Annotated in this window: 14 protein-coding genes; all 14 read left to right on the top strand. The window is 58.6% G+C overall.

What is annotated here, in order from left to right:
- Positions 1-302: 302 nt before the first annotated feature.
- The 14 genes from FHC48_RS13565 to FHC48_RS13630 all read left to right on the top strand — a co-directional run bounded on the left by FHC48_RS13565 (position 303) and on the right by FHC48_RS13630 (position 15,035).
- Positions 303-692, top strand: coding sequence for a T6SS amidase immunity protein Tai4 family protein (locus FHC48_RS13565; protein WP_220418809.1), 390 nt, complete (start codon positions 303-305; stop codon positions 690-692).
- 180 nt (positions 693-872) lie between these two features.
- Positions 873-1,355 carry a type VI secretion system tube protein Hcp gene (locus tag FHC48_RS13570; RefSeq protein WP_008502640.1) on the top strand — a complete coding sequence of 161 codons (483 nt, stop codon included), beginning with the start codon at positions 873-875 and terminating at the stop codon, positions 1,353-1,355.
- Between the two features lie 57 nt (positions 1,356-1,412).
- Positions 1,413-1,955, top strand: coding sequence for a hypothetical protein (locus FHC48_RS13575; protein WP_059362491.1), 543 nt, complete (start codon positions 1,413-1,415; stop codon positions 1,953-1,955).
- The gene (locus FHC48_RS13580) at positions 1,946-2,353 is read left to right on the top strand and encodes a putative T6SS immunity periplasmic lipoprotein (RefSeq protein WP_059362488.1); all 408 of its coding nucleotides are present in this window, start codon (positions 1,946-1,948) and stop codon (positions 2,351-2,353) included. The genes FHC48_RS13575 and FHC48_RS13580 overlap by 10 nt, the downstream gene beginning before the upstream one ends.
- 81 nt (positions 2,354-2,434) lie before the next feature.
- Entirely contained in the window at positions 2,435-4,195 is a 1,761-nt protein-coding gene (tagH, locus tag FHC48_RS13585) for a type VI secretion system-associated FHA domain protein TagH (protein WP_059362486.1), read from the top strand.
- The gene (locus FHC48_RS13590) at positions 4,192-4,989 is read left to right on the top strand and encodes a PP2C family serine/threonine-protein phosphatase (protein WP_008502637.1); all 798 of its coding nucleotides are present in this window, start codon (positions 4,192-4,194) and stop codon (positions 4,987-4,989) included. The genes tagH and FHC48_RS13590 overlap by 4 nt, the downstream gene beginning before the upstream one ends.
- 16 nt (positions 4,990-5,005) lie before the next feature.
- Positions 5,006-6,004, top strand: a complete 999-nt coding sequence (locus FHC48_RS13595; protein WP_059362784.1) for a hypothetical protein — start codon at positions 5,006-5,008, stop codon at positions 6,002-6,004.
- Positions 6,005-6,013: 9 nt separating this feature from the next.
- Positions 6,014-6,826: a type VI secretion system accessory protein TagJ gene (locus tag FHC48_RS13600; protein ID WP_045418971.1), complete on the top strand. Its 813-nt coding sequence runs from the start codon at positions 6,014-6,016 to the stop codon at positions 6,824-6,826.
- A complete protein-coding gene (tssE, locus tag FHC48_RS13605; protein WP_008502634.1) occupies positions 6,819-7,382 on the top strand; it encodes a type VI secretion system baseplate subunit TssE in 564 nt (187 codons plus the stop codon). Before FHC48_RS13600 ends, tssE begins: the two co-directional genes overlap by 8 nt.
- 2 nt (positions 7,383-7,384) lie before the next feature.
- Complete coding sequence (gene tssF, locus FHC48_RS13610; RefSeq protein WP_059362782.1) at positions 7,385-9,256, top strand: type VI secretion system baseplate subunit TssF; 1,872 nt, start codon at positions 7,385-7,387, stop codon at positions 9,254-9,256.
- Positions 9,253-10,296, top strand: a complete 1,044-nt coding sequence (tssG, locus tag FHC48_RS13615) for a type VI secretion system baseplate subunit TssG (RefSeq protein ID WP_059362778.1) — start codon at positions 9,253-9,255, stop codon at positions 10,294-10,296. Before tssF ends, tssG begins: the two co-directional genes overlap by 4 nt.
- A gap of 38 nt (positions 10,297-10,334) precedes the next feature.
- Positions 10,335-12,950 (top strand): type VI secretion system ATPase TssH, encoded by a 2,616-nt coding sequence (tssH, locus tag FHC48_RS13620; protein ID WP_059362775.1) that lies wholly within the window; start codon positions 10,335-10,337, stop codon positions 12,948-12,950.
- Between the two features lie 24 nt (positions 12,951-12,974).
- Entirely contained in the window at positions 12,975-14,393 is a 1,419-nt protein-coding gene (locus tag FHC48_RS13625) for a serine/threonine-protein kinase (protein ID WP_045410456.1), read from the top strand.
- A gap of 231 nt (positions 14,394-14,624) precedes the next feature.
- Positions 14,625-15,035 (top strand): hypothetical protein, encoded by a 411-nt coding sequence (locus FHC48_RS13630; protein WP_227028274.1) that lies wholly within the window; start codon positions 14,625-14,627, stop codon positions 15,033-15,035.
- Positions 15,036-15,202 lie beyond the last annotated feature (167 nt).

Consider the following 15,202-nt stretch of genomic DNA (forward strand, 5'->3'; position numbering starts at 1 on the left):
CTGACAGCGTTAATACGAAAATTCATCAGCTATTTAGCCATTTATACGTTGCTAATAATTTCATTCATGCTGTTTGTGACGGTATCCGGCTACTATTTTTTTATCTTTGACTGGCCGGCAGATTTCCCGCGAATCGCAATGCATGCATTTCTATGCACTGGACTTAATGCATTAGCGATAGGGATATACGTTGTCGCAGAAAAACGGAAAGAGAAAAATTAGTATTTTACGCGGACTGATGCGCTGCGGATCCTATGGCAAAGGATATTAAGGTGAAACGTTTCTGTTTTTTCCTCGTATTTATGACCTCTTATGTGTGTGCCGGGAATAACTATCCTGATTTTTATCATCAGCAAACATACCGGCAGGTTTTAAAAGATTTAGTTCTGGCGCGATGCCTTGCGCAGGTGGCAGATAAAGGCAGCCAGTTTTCTACTGACGCCGCTCGCACTGCGAGTGCATTCATTGAGTGGATACCTTTTGATGCTGAAAATGGCACTGAGAAAATGGATGCGCTCATTGGAAAATATAAAGATCACATTAACGGGTTTCATGCTGAGCGAAAGCCCGACGTAAAAGGTGTCACGTTAAATTGTCTGCGTCTTTATCATAGTGACGAACTTAATAAACTCGCTCCTCAATTAATCATCGGAAATCCTGACCGCACCTGGATTCAGGATAATCCACAATAGTAAAAGACTTCACATTCTTTCCATTTATTCCGGGGGAATGTAAGACTGTCAAATGACACGGGTCATTTGATATGAGGCAGAGGTAAAATATGGACGGTTTTATTCAGCCCCATGCTTTCCTGTTTGCCATATAAGTGCTTTTTCGAAAGCAATATTGTTCATCCACGAAGAGTAGATATTATGGCTATTGATATGTTTCTGAAGGTCGAGGGTGTTACGGGCGAATCGAAAGATTCTAACCACACCGGCTGGACTGATATTACCTCCTTCTCCTGGGGCGCTTCCCAGCCAGGTAATATGAGCGTTGGCGGTGGCGGCGGTGCCGGTAAAGTTAACTTTAACGACCTGCACGTTAACGCGCTGATCGACAAATCCACCACCGCTATCCTGAAACACTGCGCAAGCGGTAAACACCTGACCAAAGTTGAGCTGTCCGTTTGTAAAGCGGGCGGCCAGCAGGTGGAATACTCCCGCATCACGCTGGAAGATGTGCTGGTGACCTCTGTTCAGTATACCGGTGCTGACAACGGCGATACCGTTGGTGTGACCTATGCATTCCAGGCTGCGAAAGTGAAACAGCAGTACTGGGAGCAGACCACGTCGGGTGGTAAGGGTGCTGAAAGCAGCGCTGGCTGGAACATCAAAGAAAACAAAGAAGCGTAATTGCGTATGTGGCCGGGGAGTTTTCCCCGGTCATTATCAACCGGGAAGGAAGATAGCATGGCAAGTTTGCAGGAAGGAGGCGCCCGTCCTCTCACCATTGGCGAAATAGCACTGGCGCGCTCGGTTTTTAGTGACGCAATAAAGTATTCAGAAGTTAAAGTCCATAATAAAAGCTATTTGCCGTTTAATATGCAGTCGACAGATGTCGCGATGACCCCAAATGGTGAGCTCTATTTTCGCGAGCCGCATTATCGGGATGACTTCTCAATAGAGGTTCCGCGATATAAACACTGGTTTATTCACGAAGTGGTGCATGTATTGCAGCATCAGATTGGAATGAATGTTCGAACCCGAGGTGCATTCAGTTGGGCAGCAAGTTATAATTATTCTCTGCCCCCCGATAAAAAACTATCGGACTTTGGTATGGAGCAGCAGGCTTCTATCATTTCAGATTTTTATTATTTGATAAATTACGGCCTGGGTGATTTCCGGAACATTGCTGGGTTTGAGGGAATAATCGGCCCCGACCTGAAGGATAAATACCTGCAGGTATTATCGTTGTTTATTCAAAATCCTAAAGACCGGCGGGTATGGTTATGAAACAGTTACTCAGTGTTGTAGCAATCGCATTAACGGTGAGTGCCTGCGTATCTCATCCTGCACAATATCAGTCGCTTTCGGTTACGCTAAAGAACAACGAACCCTGCTTTGCTATTCCCGCTAACTCCGGGTTAGACGCGCCTGTCACCAGCCATTCGCCCACCATAATGAAACGCGCGGGAAATGAATGGAAAGCGGTATCGCCGCCGTCAACGTTTAGCCCTGAAGTGACGTTAACGACCCAACAGTGTCACCAGTGGCAGGGGATTGCGTGGCAAGCCGGAGAATATGATGTTGCTCTGAAGGTGTCAGGGAAAAACGATTCTATTCGCTATGCGGCCCGCTTCACCTTACAAGAAGGTCCCTCAGGCCAGTTTAAGCTTACGCAGAGTGAATAGAATGTGTTAACCCCAAACGCCGCCGTTCTCGCCCCGAGAGCGGCAGCGTTTGAGCGCTAATCATACCAGCAGGAATACGCCATGCGATTCACGATTATTTCTACGAAACCCGGTCATCAGCCGCCGCAAAGCAGCTGTGATTTTTACGCCCCGGGCGGCACCATTGGGCGCGGTACGGATAACAATCTGGTATTGCCGGACAATGACCGCACCATCTCTCGTCTGCAGGCCATTGTTCACGTGGACGCTCAGGGCGAATGCCGCGTCACCAACCGTGGCAGCGTCACCCGCGTAGTATTAAATGACATTCCGCTGGAGCGAGGGCGTCAGGTTGAGCTGCAGGATGGCGACATTCTCGGTATTGATGACTACCGTATCGAAGTGACCGAGCTGATCCACGATACCCAGCCCGTGAGCCGCATGGCGGCCAGCCTGCACCAGCAGGCGCGTCCGACCGTGGCTCCTGCGCCTGCGCAGCAGCCGAAACCGGCGAGTGCCGCACCCCGTGGGAAAGCCGAGCCGACCGCCGTGCCAACGGAGATCTGGGATAGCCTGATGCAGGAGTTTTCCATCTCCGACAGCATCTCCAGCAACCGTACAAAACCGCAGCCTGCGGCATCGCACGATCCGTTCTCCCAGCCTGCAGCCCCGGAGCGTAACGCCGAAGATCCGCTGGCGATGTTCAACGACAGCGATCCCACGCTCGAACGTAAGCATGTCGATCCGGACTCGCTGTTCAGCGACGAAGCGCTGTTTAAAAAAGAGAGCATTTTTGACGACGCTACGCCTTCCACGCTGGTGCCGCCGGTTGAGACCCAGCCAGCCCCGAACGAAGAGGCGACGGATGAGCTCGATCCGCTAGCCCTGTTTGGCGGTAAGTCCAGCGCGCCAGCCGCGCGTAATGACGACCCGCTCGGGCTGATGGGCGGCGCGCCGTTAACCCATCCGGATGACGTGATTAACGAGAAGCCAGCCCCCGTGCCGGAACCTGAGCAGGAAGAGGACGCGCTGGCCGATTCTCCGCTGTTCGCCCCTAAGCCGCAGGAAGAACCGCGTGCTGAAGAGGAACCCGCGCGACCGGATTACGCTGGCTTCACCATGCCGACGCCACAGGCCGTTGCGCGCAGCAGCGCGCAGGCCCCGAAGGGCCGCCTGCGCATCGACCCGGTCAATAACGCCGCCTCGCCAGCCGCCACGGCAAACAGCGGTGAGAAGGGTGAAGTGCTGCAGGGCGAGCTGCTGGAGGCGCTGCTGGAGGGGATGGGGCTCAGCGAAATGCAGCCCGTCCCGCAGTTTGACCGTGAAAATATGCGTCAGCTGGGGCAGATCCTCGGCATGTTCTCCCAGGGGACCGTGGCGCTGCTCTCCTCGCGCTCCATTCTCAAGCGCGGCGTAAAAGCCGACATGACCATGGTGCTGGACGATGCCAACAACCCGTTCAAGCTGTTGCCGACCGGCAAAACCGTGTTAATCCAGATGTTCGGCACCCCGATGCCGGGCTTTATGCCGCCGACCAAATCCGTGCGCGACGCGCTGATCGACCTGCAGGCGCACCAGCTGGGCATGATCTCCGGCATCCGCGCCATCATTGCCGCGATGCTGCAGTCCTTTAACCCGGAACAGCTGGAAGAGCAGGCGAAGCAGAACGGCATGACCTCGCGTCTGGCGCTGCCGGGCAGCCGCAAAGCCGCCCTGTGGGACTACTTTGTTCGCAGCTATGGCGAGACGGCGGGCGAGATTGAGGACGACTTCCACACCCTGTTCGGCGAGGCCTTCCTTCATGCGTATGACATGGAGGTGAATCAGTACAAAGACTCACAGAGCGGATCGGAAGACAAATGAATATCGCAACGGCTTCTCTCTCCCGCCAGGGGACGCGCGCCAGCAACCAGGATCAGACGGGAGAAACCATTGGGGAACGTTCAGCCTGCTTTGTCGTCTGCGACGGCATCGCGGGGCTGCCGGGCGGCGAAGTGGCCGCCGCGCTGGCCCGCAACAGCATTATCTCCCGCTTTGATGGCGACAAACATCTTAATGCGCAGCATATTCGCGACTACGTGCAGACGGCGAATCGCACTATTCTCAGCGAACAGCAGGCCGTTCAGGACTATCGCCGGATGGGCACGACGCTGGTTAGCCTGTTCATTGACCGTGATTACGGGCTGGCCTACTGGGCCCATGCCGGAGACAGCCGCCTGTACCTGTTCCGCCGGGGATGGCTGTGGCATGTGACCACCGACCACAGCCTGGTGCAGCAGATGAAAGATGCCGGGCACCAGACCGACAACCTGAACAGCAATCTGCTCTATCTGGCGCTGGGAATTGAAAACGGCGGGCCGGAAGCGAGCTACAGCGACGTGGTGCAGGTTGAAGACGGCGATGCCTTTTTACTCTGCACCGACGGGTTCTGGCACGGCGTCAGCGAAGAGCAAATGAAGCAGTCGCTGCATATGGTGAATACGCCGCAGGAGTGGCTGACCTTAATGAACCAAATCATTCAAAAGAATGGCGAACAGGAGGGGAATGCCCAGGATAACTATACTGCCCTGGCGGTATGGATGGGCAACCCTCAGGACACCACTTTGCTGCACACCCTCTCTGACGCAGCACAATTTCTTCCCTGCGGAACTGATTAGACACACAAGGAACGATATGAAACTTTGGCTATCGGGTTTGGCACTTCTGGCGGCGACCTCTACCGCGCAGGCTGAAAATTTCCGCATCGTGCAGTCTCCTGCGCAGAAGCTGGATATCTGGATCGACAACATCAAAGACAACACGCCGCAGAGCTGGTGTAAGCCTGAGGTGGCGCTGCGCATTGTGGCGAACGGCAAGAAAGACGTCTCCGTGCTGGAGAACTTTGTGCCGCGTCTTGGCGCGCTGCTGGAACACCAGTGCAGTAAAGTCAATAAACTCAGCTGGACGCTCAACGATCCGGCGGGTACCACGCTGGCGCAGGGCACGGCTGGCAAAGCGCAGGACTGGGCGCTGGTGGTGAAACAGGAGCAGGCCGCGCCTGCTGCGACCGTCACCGCCACCCCAGCCAGCGGCGCGTTACTGCCGCCCGATCAGAACGTGGCTTCCCGCACCGTTGCCGCCGACCGTACGCCGTGGCAGGAGTTTACCCTGCAGGACGGCTGCCACCTGCGCACCTTCTGGGAAGGGGGCTCCTCTGCACCGGCGCTCTTCATTCCGGATTCTGACACCACCCGCTGCGGCAACGGCAGCTGGCTGAGCGGACACACCGTTGTGTCGCAGTCCCGCAACGGCGGGCAGAAAGAGATGGCGGTAACGTACATTCATGGCTTCCCGGTCACCGGGCTGAATCAGAGCGCCGACCCGGAAAACGCGCTGATCACCTCCGTCAACAAAGAGCGCATGGTATTCAGCACCCCAAACAGCGACCAGAGCTGGATGATCCTGCCTTACGACAGCGCCCTGAACAGCTGGAAGAGCAACGGCACCGTCGCGGTGGAGATCTCCCGTGAAACCGCCAGCGACGATGCAAAACTGCAGGCGCGTATCGCGGCGGTGAAAAAAACCTGGAGCGCCTGGGTGGCACCCGGCACCCCGCTGAATATCGTGCTGATTGACACCCTGCGTCCTCAGCTGCGCGATCCGGCCGTTGGCGCATGGCGCGCGGCAAATTAAGGAATGGCGATGAATACGCTCTATCAACACCTGGCGGGTGAGTCGCTCAACGACGCGCTTGCGCGTCTGGAAGCAGAAATCAAAGCCCGTCCGGCGGATGCCGACCTGCGCGCCGCGTTCGTGCAGTTTTTAACCCTTAGCGGCAACTGGACGCGCGCCCTGACCCAGCTGAAAAGCTGGCTGGCGCTGAAGCCGCAGGCGAAACCCACCGTCACGCTGCTGGAGCAGTCCATTCAGGGCGAGCTGCAGCGCGCGCAGGTGATGGCGGGACAGGCGCGTCCGGCGATGCCTGAAACCCAGTGGCCGTGGCTAACCACCCTTGCGGCGGCGCTGAGCCAGGAGGGCGAGCGCGCGCAGGCGCTGCGTCTGGAAGCCCTTGAGCAGGCGCAGGCCACCCCCGGCCAGATTACCCTCGAAAACGAGGAGACGCAGGCCTTTGACTGGCTGATGGACGGCGATGCCCGTCTCGGCCCGGTATGCGAAACCATCGTCAACGGCCGCTATTTCTGGCTGCCGTTTAACGCTATCGCGGAGATCCGTTTCCAGGCACCTGCCAGCGTGACCGACCTGGTCTGGCGTCACGCGCTGGTGCGCCTGACGGACGGGACGGAGCAGGTGTGCCAGATCCCGGCGCGTTACCCGTTTGCCGCCGATGCTTCTGACGCGGTTAAACTCGGGCGGACCACCGACTGGCACCCGCTCGATACTGACGGCACGCTCTATGAAGGCCAGGGCCAGAAGGCCTGGCTGAGCGAGCAAAGCGAAAGCCCGCTGCTGTCCTTAAGCCTCGTGACGTTTGCGACGGATGGAGCCGATGAGTAATCCCGCTGGCGAAGGCGATCTGCTGCGCAGCGGCTGGCAAGCCCGCAGCAGGCAGGAGAAGGTGGGGGCGCGCGACAAAATGCAGCCCTCGCTGCTCGATCGCCTCACTGATAACGACCCGGAAAAAAAGCGTGAGTCGGCCAACAGCAATTTGATCACCCACGCCGCCCTGCGCCGCAATGTGCTGCGCGATTTGCAGTGGCTGTTTAATACCATCAACCACGATGCCTCCGGCGATTTAAGCGCGCTACCGCACGTGAGCCGCTCGGTGGTTAACTTCGGCGTCGCGCCCCTGGCCGGGAAAAGAATGTCGGACATCGAATGGCACGACATTCAGCGCAAGCTCACCGAGGCCATCATCAATTTTGAACCACGCATTTTGCCGCAGGGGCTGCAGGTCCGCTGCGTGTCGGATACCTCCTCGCTGGATCTGCACAACGTGCTCTCCATCGAGATCAAAGGGCGTTTATGGTGTGTGCCGTACCCGCTGGAGTTTCTGTTTCGCACCGATGTCGATCTGGAAAACGGCCATTTTGAACTGAAAGATGCGGGGTAATCATGGAAAGTAAACTGCTCGAATACTACAACCGTGAGCTGGCCTACCTGCGCGAAATGGGGGCCGAGTTTGCCGAACGCTACCCGAAAGTCGCCGGACGGCTGGGCATGCGCGGCATCGACGTGGCGGACCCGTATACCGAACGTCTGATGGAAGGATTCGCCTTCCTGACCTCCCGCGTGCAGATGAAAATGGACGCGGAGTTTCCGCGCTTCTCCCAGCGTCTGCTGGAGATGATTGCGCCAAACTATCTTGCGCCCACGCCGTCGATGGCGATTGCGGAGATTCAGCCCGACAGCAGCCGGGGCGACCTGAGCAAGGGCTTCGTCGTGCCGCGCGGCACCATGATGGACAGCCTGGCGCTGAAAAAAACCGGCGTGACCTGCAGCTATACCACGGCGCACGAGGTCAACCTGCTGCCGCTGAAAATCGACAAGGTTGAGCTGGGCGGAGTTCCCGCCGATTTGCCCCTCGCACAGCTGGGTCTGAGCCAGCGGGGGATCGGCAGCGCCCTGCGGATCCGCATCGCCTGCGACGGCCCGCAACATCTCGGGCACCTGGACTTCGACCGTCTGGAATTTTTCCTCGCCGGTCCGGATATCGAGGCGCTGAAGCTGCTGGAGCTGGTGATGGAGCACCACGCCGGGATCGTCTGTCAGACGGTCAGCCCGCAGCCGCAGCGACAGCTGCTGGCGACGGACGCGCTGCGCCAGGAGGGATTTGAGCCTGACCAGGCGCTGCTTCCGGACGATCTGCGCAACTTTGACGGCTATCGCCTGCTGCAGGAGTATTTCGCGTTTCCGGCCCGTTTCCGCTTCATTAGCCTCAGCGGCCTGAGCACGCTGATCCAGCGCTGTGAAGAAGAAAAAGCCTTCGACATCTTCATCCTGCTGGATAAGCCGGATGAACAGCTGGAGCGCGTGGTCGATGCCAGCCATCTGGCGCTGCACTGCACCCCGGTCATCAACCTTTTCCCGAAAGTTGCGGCGCGGCAGAAGCTAAATGACGGTCAGCATGAATACCATCTGGTGGTCGATAACATCCGTCCGCTGGATTATGAAATCTACGCGGTAAAAAAAATCTATGGCAGCGCGGACGGCCAGCGTGATGACCAGACGTTTCGTCCGTTCTGGAGCACCTGGAGCGGCGATGCGGGCAACTACGGGGCCTATTTTTCCCTGCGACGCGAGCAGCGCGTGCTGTCCGAGCACGCCCTGCGCTACGGCACCCGTACCGGCTATATCGGCTCGGAGGTCTTCGTCTCGCTGGTGGATGAACAGCACGCGCCGTGGCAGGAAAACCTGCGCTATATCTCTGCCGAGGTGCTCTGCACCAGCCGTGACCTGCCGCTGATGCTGCAGCAGGAGCTCGGGGAGTTCATTATGGCGGACTCCATGCCGGTGAAATCCCTCACCCTGCGTAAAGGGCCGACGCCGCCGCGTCCGGCGCTGGCAGAAGGGTTCAGCACCTGGCGGCTTATCAGCCAGCTGCAGATGAACTACCTCAGCCTGATGGACAGTGACAATGAGGAGGGGGCTGCCGCGCTGCGCCAGCTGTTAGGGCTTTATGCCAACCTGGCCGAAACGCCCGTTGCGCGTCAGGTGGAGGGGGTGCACCACTGCGTGCTGGAGCCGGTTCACCGCCGCGTGCCTGAACCCGGACCGGTGGTGTTCGCCCGCGGGATCGGCATTACCCTGACGGTGGATGAGCGAGCCTTTTCGGGGGCCAGTCCGTGGCTCTTTGGCAGCGTGATGGAGCGCCTCTTTGCCCGCCTGGTCTCCATCAACAGCTTCACCGAGTTCACCCTGAAAAGTCAGCAGCGCGGCGAGATTGGCTACTGGGCGCCGCGCATGGGTAAAAGGGCGCTGATATGAGTGACGCCGCCACTGCACCGCTGCGCGTGCATCGCCTGACGAAGCTGCCGGACGCGTTCTGGCACGGCGTCCGCGAGACGCCCTGGCGCTACGATCTGTTTCAGCTGTTAAGGCGCATTGATGCCCAGGGCGGCGAGCGCTATCCGCTGGGCCGCGCGCCGCTGCCAAAATTTGAACCGCTGCGCATCGGCCAGCAGCCGTCGATGAGTTTTGCCCCGTCGACGCTGGCCAGGGTGCGTCAGCGGGAAGAGAGCGGGCTGCATGAGGTCTCTATCCTCAGCTTCGGCCTGTTTGGCCCGAACGGCCCGCTGCCGGTCCACATGACCGAGTACGCCCGCGAGCGTATTTATCATCATCAGGACACCAGCCTGAGCGCGTTTGCCGATCTGTTCCACCATCGTCTGGCGCTGCTGTTTTACCGCGCGTGGGCGGATGCGCAGCCCACCGTCTCGCTGGATCGCGCCGATAACAAGCGCTTTGAGGGCTATCTGGCGTCGCTGATTGGTATGGGCCAGCCGGGTCAGATGGACAACGGCAGCCTGAGCTCACACGCGCGCTTTACCCACGCCGGGCACCTGACCCGTCACGGGCGGGATCCGGAGGGGCTGGAGAAGATCCTGCGCAGCTATTTTAAGGCGCCGGTCAAACTGGTCAGTAACGTGCCGCAGTGGATGCCGCTCTCCACGCGCGAGCAGGCGCAGCTTGGGGAAGGACGCCGCATGCCGCGCATGGGTGAGTCCGCCTTTCTCGGCGTCGCCGTCCGCGACGTGCAGCATAAGTTTCGCATCGAGATTGGCCCGCTGAGCGCGGAGGAGTACAACCGCTTTCTGCCGGGTGAAGCGTGGGTCACCGAGCTGCGCGACTGGGTGCGTCAGTACGCCGGCGTGGAGTTTGAATGGGAAACGCGGGTGATCCTGCGTGAAGACGCGGTGCAGGGCGCCACGCTCGGCAGTCATGGGCGATTAGGCTATAACACCTGGCTGGGCCTTCAGCCGCAGCCTGTCCCGCGCGGCGATCTGGTGTATCGCGCAGAGCGGTAATCCTTCCGTATACCGAATCATTGTTAATGGAAACTAACATGTCAGAAATTAGCCGTGCCGTGCTTTTCGGCAAACTGGATACGCTGTTATTTACCTCTCTGGAAAGCGCCACTGCGTTCTGCAAGCTGCGCGGCAACCCCTATGTTGAGCTGGTGCACTGGCTGCATCAGCTGATGCAGCAGCAGGATGGCGATCTGCAGCTGGTCATCCGCCACTTTGCCCTCGACGAGCAGCAGCTGACGCGCGATATCGTTGCCGCGCTGGATGTGCTTCCGCGCGGGGCGAGTTCCGTTTCCGATCTCTCCGAGCATATCGACAGCGCCGTGGAGCGCGCCTGGGTCTTCGGCTCGCTGAAGTTTGGCGTCAGCCGCATTCGCGGCGGCCATTTGCTGATCGGCATGCTGAAAACCTGGAACCTGGCCAACGTGCTGAAAAGCATTTCGGCGCAGTTCACCCGCCTTAACGTCGAGGTGCTGATTGAGCAGTTCGATACCATCTGCGCCAACAGCAAAGAGACGCAGCAGGCCGCTGCCGCTGTCGACGCACCGGCGGGGGCGGTTCCGGCTGCTCAGGGGACGCTGGCCCAGTACGGTCAGGACCTGACCGCCCGCGCCCGCGACGGGAAGATTGACCCGGTCGTCGGGCGCGACGAGGAGATCCGCCAGATGGTCGATATCCTGATGCGCCGTCGTCAGAACAACCCGCTGCTGACCGGGGAGGCCGGAGTCGGGAAAACGGCGGTGGTGGAAGGGCTGGCACTGCGTATCGCCGACGGCGACGTGCCGGAGCCGCTGCAGAACATTCAGCTGTGGCTGCTGGATATCGGCATGCTTCAGGCCGGTGCAGGCATGAAAGGCGAGTTTGAAGCCCGTCTGCAGGCGCTCATTAACGAAGTCCAGTCCAGCGCCACGCCGATCATTTTGTTTATCGATGAGATCCACACCCTGATTGGCGCAGGCGGCCAGCAGGGGACCGGCGATGCAGCGAACCTGCTGAAGCCAGCCCTGGCGCGCGGCCAGCTGCGCACCATCGGCGCCACCACCTGGGCAGAATACAAAAAGTACATTGAGAAAGACCCGGCGCTGACCCGTCGTTTCCAGACGGTGCAGGTTCACGAGCCGGACGAAGCGAAAGCCATTCTGATGCTGCGCAGCACCGTGTCGCCGCTGGAGACGCACCACCAGGTGTTGCTGCTCGACGAAGCGGTCAGCGCGGCGGTGAAGCTGTCCCACCGCTACATCCCGGCGCGTCAGCTGCCGGACAAAGCCGTGGCCCTGCTCGACACCGCCTGCGCCCGCGTCGCGGTGAGCCAGAGCGCGCCGCCTGCGCAGCTGGAAGACTGCCTGCGCCACCTTGCTGCGCTTGACGTGGAAATTGAGATCGCAGAACGCGAAGCGCGCGTGGGGGCGGGTGATGCCGAGCGCGTCACGGCATTACGCGCCGAACGCGACGCGTATGAAACAAAACGCGAAGGCCTGGCCCTGCGCTGGGAAGAAGAACGCAGCCTGGTGCAGGAAATTATTCGCCTGCGCGCGGCGCTGTTCGCGGCGGGTGATGAAGATAGCGCCGAGCTGCGCGGCCAGCTGGCGGAGCAGCAGCAGGCGCTGAACGCCCTTCAGGGCGATGAACCGCTGCTGTTTGCAGCTGTGGATGAAAACGTGGTTGCCGCGGTGGTCTCTGACTGGACCGGGATCCCGCTGGGCCGGATGGTGAAAAACGAGATCGACGCGGTGCTAAACCTCGCCGACACGCTGAACCAGCGCGTTATCGGCCAGCGTCACGGTCTGGACCTGATTGCCCGCCGCGTGAAAACCTCCCGGGCGAAGCTGGACGACCCGAACAAGCCGGTGGGCGTCTTTATGCTGTGCGGTCCGTCGGGCGTCGGTAAAACCGAAACCGCGCTGGCGCTCGCCGAATCTCTGTACGGCGGCGAGCAGAACGTCATTACCATCAACATGAGCGAGTTCCAGGAAGCGCACACCGTTTCCACCTTAAAAGGTGCGCCTCCGGGGTACGTAGGGTATGGTGAAGGCGGGGTATTAACCGAGGCCGTCCGCCGCCGTCCATACAGCGTCGTGCTGCTGGACGAAATTGAGAAAGCGCACCCGGACGTCCACGAGATCTTCTTCCAGGTCTTCGACAAAGGCTGGATGGAAGACGGCGAGGGGCGCCATATTGATTTCCGTAATACCATTATTATTCTGACCTCCAACGTCGGCACCGAGCTGATTAGCGCCATGTGCGCCGATCCGGACCTCATTCCGGAGCCTGAGGCCTTAAGCGGCGCGCTGCGCCAGCCGCTGCTGGAGGTGTTCCCACCGGCGCTGCTGGGCCGTCTGCTGGTGGTGCCTTACTACCCGCTCAGCGACGAGATGCTGGGGCAGATTGTTCGCCTGCAGCTTAAGCGTATTCAGCGTCGTCTGGAGGAGAATCACAGCATTATTTCTGAGTTTGACGACAGCGTGGTGGAACAGATTGTTCAGCGCTGCACCGAGGTGGAGTCCGGCGGCCGCATGGTGGATGCTATTCTGACCAACACCCTGCTGCCTCAGATGAGCCAGATCTTACTTACCGCCAGCCGCAGCGACGAACAGTACCGACGTCTGCACGTCACCTGCGAGCAGGGCGAGTTTCACTGTCAGTTTGCCGCGTAATAATCATCAAGAGAACTGTAAAAGATGACGGATAATGATAACAATCGGACTGTCCCAAACGCGCTCCCGGTCGGGTACCGCTTCAACGAGTTTGAAATCAAAGAGGTGATCGGCGGCGGCGGTTTTGGCATTGTCTATCGCGCGTGGGATCACCAGCTCGAACGCACTATCGCTATCAAAGAATTTATGCCTTCCTCGCTCGCCGTACGCGGCGACGACATGACCCTGGTGCTGCGCAGCGAGCGCTTTGGCAAAGCGTTTTCCGCAGGCCTGAACAGCTTTATCCAGGAAGCCCGTCTGCTGGCGCGCTTTAACCACCCGAACCTGCTGCACGTTCTGCGCTTCTGGGTGCAAAACGACACGGCCTACATGGGGACGCTGTTTTACAGCGGCACCACGCTTTCGCGCCTGCGCGAGGAAAAGCCGGAACTGATCAACGAGGCCTGGATCCGCCGCACGCTGCCGATGCTGTTCGGTGCGATCAAGACCATCCACGACGAAGGCTATCTGCACCGAGACATCTCGCTGGATAACATCCAGATCCAGGATAACGGCCTGCCGGTGCTGCTCGATTTCGGCTCCGCGCGCCGCACCATCGGTAACCTTTCCGACGAAACGGAAACCATGCTGCGCCCGGGCTTTGCGCCGATTGAGCAGTACACCGACGACAACGAAAGCGAGCAGGGCCCGTGGACGGACATTTACGCCCTCGGCGCCGTGCTGCGTACCCTGATTGTGGGTTCTCCGCCGCCGGTCAGCGTGGTGCGCTCGATTCAGGATACCTGCAAACCGCTGGTGGAAATCATGCCGCAGGGCTATTCCATTCCGCTGCTGCAGGCCATTGACCGCGCGCTGGCGCTGCACATGGAAGACCGTCCGCAGTCCATCGACGAGTTCGCCGCGCTGATAGAGATGCCGGTCGCGGGTATCAACGATGTGCTGACGGCGAAAAAGCCCGGCACCATGCTGGTACCGGTGGAGGAAGAACAGCCGGCGTCGCTGCTCGACTGGCGTCGCTACAGGATCCCGGGCATGGTTGCCGCAGGCGTGCTGGTCGGCGTTGTCGCTGGCGCGATGCTGTTCAGCAGCGGCAAAGATGCGCCAGAGCAGGCTGCGCAGGCACCGGCAGAGACGCGTCCAACCGAAACCGCCGCGAACGCCCCAGACGTGAAGCCAGAAACGGCGAAGGTGAGCGAACCGGCGACGGCACAGCAGACGCCACCGCCTGCCGCGAGCCCTGTTGCGTTGGTCTATATCCGCATCCTCGACGGCGAAACGCTGAAAGTGAACGGCGAGCCAAAAGCGCTGCGTCCGGGAACCAACGGCTATGCATCGCTCAAGCTGCCGGCCGGTGAGGCGAAGATTGAACTGCAGGGCAACGGAAGAACGCGTGGCCAGACGCTGGATATTACCAAGCCGGGCACCTGGCTGGTGAATCCGTAGGAATATAAACAGGGGAGACTATGGAAGTGTACGATCTTCGAAGTCTTAGGCTTCATTCAAAGGAGTACGAGAAGATTGTCTCTCCTGTTTGTGCGTTTTGAATTTATTCCTAACCCGGAGGGTTGAGTTGAAGCCAATATGTGCTCCCCCATTTTTTTAAATAACAATAACGGGCGTACGCAAAACAAGCTCGCTCATTTAAATAGCCATCTATGGTATTTCTGGGGAGGTATGGATCTTCTCGCAATGTTACTTTATTGCGTGAATTCAGTTCGCCACGACAGAATTCCATTCATTTCTGACGCAAAAGCGTTTAGTGATTCGTTGAATTATTATGCAGGTGATGGTTTCAGCATTTTGGTCATGCTTTTTTTTGTGCTTGACTTACTTTTATTACTCTCTTTGTTTACTTCGGCCTGGTTATTCTTCAAGCGAAAGATCGGAGCGGTTAAACTTGCCCTCGCTCAGGAATTATTTCGCTTGATTTCATTCAGATGTTCGGTCTCATTGTTCCCTCTTTTAGTAAGTATGTTTGATTTTTCAAACATCTGGTTGAATGTAGGTTTATTTGTCACATCAGAGTCACTGAAAATCTACTCTCTTGTTTTTTGGATGATCAAGAGGGAAAAGCCCCTTTCTTGAATGACGCTTTATCACAGATGCAGAACCTCTTATCTGCATCGCATAAGCTAGATGGAATAAAGATTATGCTCAACCGAATTACCGTTCAGCTCCCGGTGGAGGGGCTTCTGTTCTGGAAACTGACGGGCCGCGAGGCGATGTCCGAGTCGTTCGCGCTGACGCTGACC

It is taken from the genome of Enterobacter sp. EC_50 (assembly GCF_019584525.1).
In the GTDB taxonomy this organism is placed as follows: Bacteria; Pseudomonadota; Gammaproteobacteria; order Enterobacterales; family Enterobacteriaceae; genus Enterobacter; species Enterobacter roggenkampii.